Here is a 5,710-nt window from a genome sequence, read left to right on the forward strand (position 1 = left end):
AGACAAGGCCGGCACGTAGCCTTTGGTTTCGATCATTCCGATTGCTTGGTTGGACATGTGTCTCTTCCTTCATGATTTATTGGTTTTTTTAGTCTTAGTCTCTTCGTCGATCGAGCCAATGATAAGTGCATCGACCGGGGCAGTTTTGCCCGTGAAATACCCTGCAGCGACTGATCCTTGGGTGATCAGAACTGCCTCACCACTGTTGCAGCCTAAGGGATCAAATGCGATGAGCGTACCGCCACCGGCTGTTTCTATTTCCAAAAGCGCGCCGCTGGGCATTGCGTCAACGCGACGCGAGGACCAGACTTTGCCGATAACACGACCTTTAATCATACCTCACTCCTTTCGATCCGAATGCCCCTGCGCCGCGCTTCGTCGCGCGCTAATGGGGTTAGTCGTGATGTCTTACCTATGCTCAGAACCTGTGTTCCGGCGCCCAAAGCGCCGATGTCGCGTTCGGTCACGAGAGTTTTCGTCAGCACATTTGGTCTGGGTTTGGCAGGGGCCGACACACTCAGCGCGCCAACAGGTCGGTGCTGTTCCAAATCGAAGCGGTGCCTGCCTTGTGCCACTCGGGCGGCAAAAGCTGAATCCTGCCCACGGGTCACCAGATCTTGAGAAAATCGGGTCAAATCCGCACTTGAGCTGATCCTCACCGTTTCGAACGTCAGCACTTCGCTCTGTTCCCCACGTTTGAGCGCAGCTATTTCCTCGCGCAGAATGGAGCGAATTTCGTCCCGAAGTACTGACATCAGACAGCCCCTGCATCACGGAGCGCGCTTTCAGCCGCGTTTCTGGCATTGCGCACATCGGCCTCGGTTCCAGCAAGGTACAACCTTCCGTTCGCTCCTATCATGCGCATGTCGATCAATTTCACATCTGCCTCTTTTTCAGCTTCGTTACAGGCCAGAATGGCATAGGCTGCTGACTGGCATTCCAGCAGGTAAATACTGTCGCCCCCTAGAACCATCGAGCCCAGTTTGTTGCGGTTCATCAAAAACGCGTGCTGGTCATCCACGTTAGTCACCAGCTTCGACGCTAGGATTTTCGGCGAGGCTACATCGTCCATGGTTTTGCCCAAGGCTCTAAGGATGGCGTCTGCGCCCGAATGCACCTCAGAAGTGGAATGGGAATGAAACTGCAAAGTGCCGAACTGACGTTCTACCACTAAAAGTCCTGCGCGCACATCCGCACTTTTCAGGACTGTGTCGGTCAGGACTTCAACATCCAGCCCCGGTGCAATTTCAACAATCTGCGCCGCCATTCGCAAGCGGGGCAACGTACCACGCATCCATGTAGCAATATAGGCCAGGGTTTGGGGTTGGAGCTGGTCAATGAAAATCGATGCGCGAAGATCTGTCATCCGACATCTCCCTTCAGGCTACGAAGCTCTTCCATGATCAACTGGCGCAACTCGTTGCGGGTCACATCCCCTGCCCCGCTTGTCTGTTGCGGTGCATGGTACGTCTGAACAGGTATCATTGGCCGCTCCGAAGACACATGGGTCAAATCAATACTGGCCAGATCAACAGGCTGATCCTTATCGTAGGCAATACGCGTCCAATGGACTAGATGTTGCGGCCCCACGTTTTCGCCCACTGAACTGCGGCCAGCAAAGCCTGTGCCAATCGTAAACGCGGGCGGCAAATGCGTGGCAAACCCTGCGGCCCCTTGCGAACAGGGCGCGTTCACCACCACGCGATAGACCGGCATCTCCTGCGAAAAAGCCACGAGACGTGTGCTATCTTCGCCGTGGAAGGCTGCGGAATGGCCCGCGCCGCGCCGGGTTGTATGTTTGGCAAATGTAACCGCTTGATCAAAATCCACAGCGGCGGTCAAGGTCAGCACCGGGCAGAGCTTCTCTCGGAAAAGTAGATCATCCTGCCCTGGAGTGGGAACTACAGGCACCAAAATCTTGGTCGTAGGGCTGACACGGATGCCTGCCCGTTTGGCAATCCACTGGGCGGATTTACCAATCGCCTCCAGCGTAAAAGCCTCACTTCCAAAGAGGTAATCGCGCAGCTTGTCTGTGTCCGCCTCATTGCACACATGCGCCCCAGCCGAGCGCAAAGCGCGCTCCAAATTGCCACGGTTACTTTCCAGTGTAACAACGACACTTTCGTTCGTGCACAAGACCGAATTGTCAAAGCTCTTGCTGTCCACAAGGCACCTGGCCGCTGCGTCCACTTTAGCTGTGACATCGACATAAGCCACCGCGTTACCGGGTCCGACCCCCAAGGCGGGATTGCCCGATGAATAGGCCGCTCGCACCATTGAAGAGCCTCCAGTGGCTATAATCACGTTAATCTTGTCCGACGCCATGATATCTTGAACTATAGGGATAGAGGGTTCTTCGATACATTGGATCAAACCAGAAGGTGCGCCTGCGGCCTCAGCGGCTTTGGCCAGGTGGTGTGCAGCCTGCAACGAGACCCACTTTGCGCCTGGATGTGGGCTAATAACGATAGCATTGCGGCTTAGCACTGCCAACATTGCCTTGTAATAGACTGTTGCTACCGGATTGGTTGCCGGAGCCAATGCAAAGACCACGCCAGCAGGTTTGGGAAGCTCGACAATTTTACGCTGAGCGTCAATACGCGGTGTGATCAGATCAAGATCGCGATAGTGATCTAGCAGGGCATGGGTGCACAACTGATTTTTAAGCGTCTTATGCTCGACCACGCCATATCCGGTTTCAGATACAGCCAGATCGGCAAACTCGGCGGCCTTTGCGAAGCCTGCTTTTGCCATCGCTTCAGCAATCGCCATAACAGCATCACGGCTGAAGCTTTTGTAATACCGCGCGGCCCATGCCGCTCGGCCCACTTTCATTCGCGCCTTCGAGAGCGATCTATCGGGAACTGCCAAGCGTGGCGTGTCACCTATGGTATTAGTATTTTCGATCATGCGGCGCGCCTTCCGTTTTTGAGCAACTGGCGTGCGCGAGGCATCGCTGCGTCAAAGCGGTCCATGATTTCCTGACAGGTGTCCACATCCAAAACCACGCCAGGCTTGAATTGAAGCACGCGCTTATCCAGAGACGAGAAGATCGCCCAGATCCCGTTTTCATAAAGCGCACGAGAAACTGCCACTGCGCCTTCGGGGTGGTCAAACTCCAGCCCCATCACCACACCACGCTGGCGCACATCCACAAAAAAATCTGAGTGGCGCACCATCATTTCGGCCATGCTTTTGGAGAAATACTCAGAAACAAAATGCACGTTTGAAATAACCTCAGGCCGCTGAAGCATTTCCATGACATGATGGCCCACAACGCACCCCAGTTCGGATCCACCTGCGGTTGAGATATGCGCAGCCCCATCTTCGACCAGCCATTGGCCGCATTCTTCGGTCACTAGACAAGCACTGATCGGATAAATACCACCTCCCAGGCCTTTACCGCAGACAAAGATATCTGGCTTCAACCCGTAACCCTGCCAACCCCACATGACACCTGTGCGCATCAGACCAGTTTGCACCTCATCCGAGATAAATTTGGCCCCGTATTTGTGGCACAACTCCTGACAGGCCTTCAGATAGCCGTCTTCAGGCATAGGAAATCCATAAGTGGCCGGAATTGTCTCGATGATAAATGCCGCCACATCGCCGCCTCTCAATACATCCTCAAGCGCATTCGCATCGTTGAAGGGCACCTGGATAAACTCTTCTGGATTGTCTGCCAGAAAGATTTTCGAAAACCGCTCATCTCCCGTAGCGACAGACAGACCGGAATGCCCATGATAGCCCTTGACGATCGACACGATCTTTTTACGCTTGGTCGCATAGCGCGCTGTTTTGAGCGCAATCTCAACGGCCTCGGCTCCGCCTGCGCCGAAGATGGCGTATTTCGTGTGTGGCGCGGTCTTTACTAGCTGTTCGGCGAAGGCCGCCCTCGCAACGGACGGAAACCAGTGATTGCCCATGTCAAAATAGTCGAGACCTGATTTTAGCACATCGACCAGTTCAGGATGGCGATGGCCGAAATTGTAGGTGCCGCCGTTCAGGTGCAGGTCAATCAGCCGCTTGCCCGACATATCGTGAAGGAAATACCCTTCGCGCCGGTCGATCACCATCGGCGTGCCCGCTTCCGTCCAGAAGCTGACCTTGCCTGGATTCCAATATTCCGCCGCTTTCTGCATCAACGACTCCTTCGAGTCGAAGGAAAAGTAACCGTAGTTGAACACGCGAATCCCCTTTTGCAATTAATTAAATGTTATCGCCAAATACACATCTTGCAACTTTTTTTGTGGGCTTTCGGTCAAAATAGTTTTAGGTTTATTGTGAAGTTTGTAAAAACTTGTGCCGAAGACTGCTGTGTGAAAGGCAAAGATGTCAAAAAAAACAAGACGGCAAGATCTCTTATTGAGCGTACTGGAAAAGAACGCTTCGATTCGTGTGAACGAGCTTGCGGATCAGCTGGACGTCTCAACTGAAACGGTCCGACGCGACCTGTCCGAGCTGGATCGGACGGGCCAGATCAAGCGCACATATGGTGGTGCCGTGCGCACCAAATCCTTTGAGCCTGCCTTGGAAGAACGTTTAACGCAGCACATCGCCGCACGCGAAAAGATCGCTCACATGGCGGTCGAGTATGTGAGCAATTCGAACAGTCTTTTCATTGGCGGTGGGGCCACCACGCTGCTCTTCGCACGCGCTCTGCGCCAAACCAGGCGACAGCTGACGGTGCTAACTCCCTCATTTAGCATTGCCATGGAACTCTCAACTAATCCCACGATTGAGGTCATGTCCCTGCCCGGTATTGTCGAACCCGAAGAAGGGGTAGTCAGCGGTGGTGAAACGCTTGAAAGCATTTCGAAATTCCGCACCAAACTAGCTGTCGTTGGGGCCTCAGGCGTTGATACCAACGGCATCAGTGAGGCCTCGCTAACCATCGCACAGGTATATTCCGCGATGATCAGAAATGCCGATGAAACCGTGGTTCTGGCAGATGCCTCAAAATTTGGAATGCGGTCGCTGCAACAGACGGTCGCGATTCAAAAGAATGTCTGTCTGATAACCGACCGTCCCCCTGATCCGTTGATACGCGATGCCATCCAGCGTCATGGAGCACGGCTTGTTTGTGGCGCAATGGACAATGAAAGCTGAGAGGGAAGGGTATGGGCCAAAGTTATGATGCCAACCGGTGGAAGCGCGTCGACGATTGGGATGCTCGCACTCTGAGATTGGACAGGTTTGCGGTCGAAGACCCCGAAAATGGTTTTTCGGCCTTCAGCGGTTCGGCCGACCCATCGCCTGGCATTGGGATCAAAGCAGGCAAGGTCGCATCAATGGACGGTGTGGCCTCTGATGACTTCGATTTGATCGATGCTTTCATTGCCAACTATCATGTCGATCCAGAAATCGCCGAGGAAGCCATGGCGATCCCCTCGGAGCAACTGGCGCGGATGCTGGTGGATATGAATGTGCCGCGCGTCGACCTAACCCGTCTCGCCCGTGGCCTGACCCCAGCCAAGCTGGCCGAGGCGGTGGCGCAACTTAACGCCATGGAGATTGCCTTTGCCTATTCCAAAATGCGCGCCCGTCAAAGCCCTGGCAATCAGGCCCATGTGACCAACGCTAAGGACGATCCCTTACAATTGGCCGCCGATGCAGCGATCGCCGTTGCACTCGGTTTTGATGAGATTGAGACCACCATGCGTGTCGCGCGCAATTCGTGGTCGAACGCATTGGCCTGTTGCGTCGGCTC

The 5,710-nt window shown here is 54.3% G+C and carries 7 protein-coding genes; 2 read left to right on the forward strand and 5 right to left on the reverse strand.

Annotation, left to right across the window (positions count from 1 at the left end):
- Nucleotides 1-69: 69 nt before the first annotated feature.
- Genes ABF287_RS15735 through ABF287_RS15755 form a run of 5 tightly spaced genes read right to left on the reverse strand, consistent with a single transcriptional unit; the run spans nt 70 to nt 4,142 of the window.
- Nucleotides 70-336, reverse strand: coding sequence for a EutN/CcmL family microcompartment protein (locus ABF287_RS15735; protein ID WP_347185947.1), 267 nt, complete (start codon nt 334-336; stop codon nt 70-72).
- Nucleotides 333-755 carry a hypothetical protein gene (locus ABF287_RS15740; RefSeq protein ID WP_347185948.1) on the reverse strand — a complete coding sequence of 141 codons (423 nt, stop codon included), beginning with the start codon at nt 753-755 and terminating at the stop codon, nt 333-335. The genes ABF287_RS15735 and ABF287_RS15740 overlap by 4 nt, the downstream gene beginning before the upstream one ends.
- Nucleotides 755-1,366 carry a BMC domain-containing protein gene (locus ABF287_RS15745; protein ID WP_347185949.1) on the reverse strand — a complete coding sequence of 204 codons (612 nt, stop codon included), beginning with the start codon at nt 1,364-1,366 and terminating at the stop codon, nt 755-757. The genes ABF287_RS15740 and ABF287_RS15745 overlap by 1 nt, the downstream gene beginning before the upstream one ends.
- The gene (locus tag ABF287_RS15750; protein ID WP_347185950.1) at nt 1,363-2,910 is read right to left on the reverse strand and encodes an aldehyde dehydrogenase family protein; all 1,548 of its coding nucleotides are present in this window, start codon (nt 2,908-2,910) and stop codon (nt 1,363-1,365) included. The genes ABF287_RS15745 and ABF287_RS15750 overlap by 4 nt, the downstream gene beginning before the upstream one ends.
- Nucleotides 2,907-4,142, reverse strand: coding sequence for an aminotransferase class III-fold pyridoxal phosphate-dependent enzyme (locus ABF287_RS15755; RefSeq protein ID WP_347185951.1), 1,236 nt, complete (start codon nt 4,140-4,142; stop codon nt 2,907-2,909). The genes ABF287_RS15750 and ABF287_RS15755 overlap by 4 nt, the downstream gene beginning before the upstream one ends.
- Nucleotides 4,143-4,332: 190 nt before the next feature.
- Here ABF287_RS15755 and ABF287_RS15760 point away from each other — a divergent pair, with 190 nt between their 5' ends.
- Complete coding sequence (locus ABF287_RS15760) at nt 4,333-5,109, forward strand: DeoR/GlpR family DNA-binding transcription regulator (protein WP_347185952.1); 777 nt, start codon at nt 4,333-4,335, stop codon at nt 5,107-5,109.
- Between the two features lie 11 nt (nt 5,110-5,120).
- Nucleotides 5,121-5,710: propanediol/glycerol family dehydratase large subunit (locus ABF287_RS15765; protein ID WP_347185953.1), on the forward strand; the 590-nt coding region annotated here is incomplete at its 3' end.

It is taken from the genome of Pacificibacter sp., assembly GCF_039769035.1.
Taxonomy (GTDB): Bacteria; Pseudomonadota; Alphaproteobacteria; order Rhodobacterales; family Rhodobacteraceae; genus Celeribacter.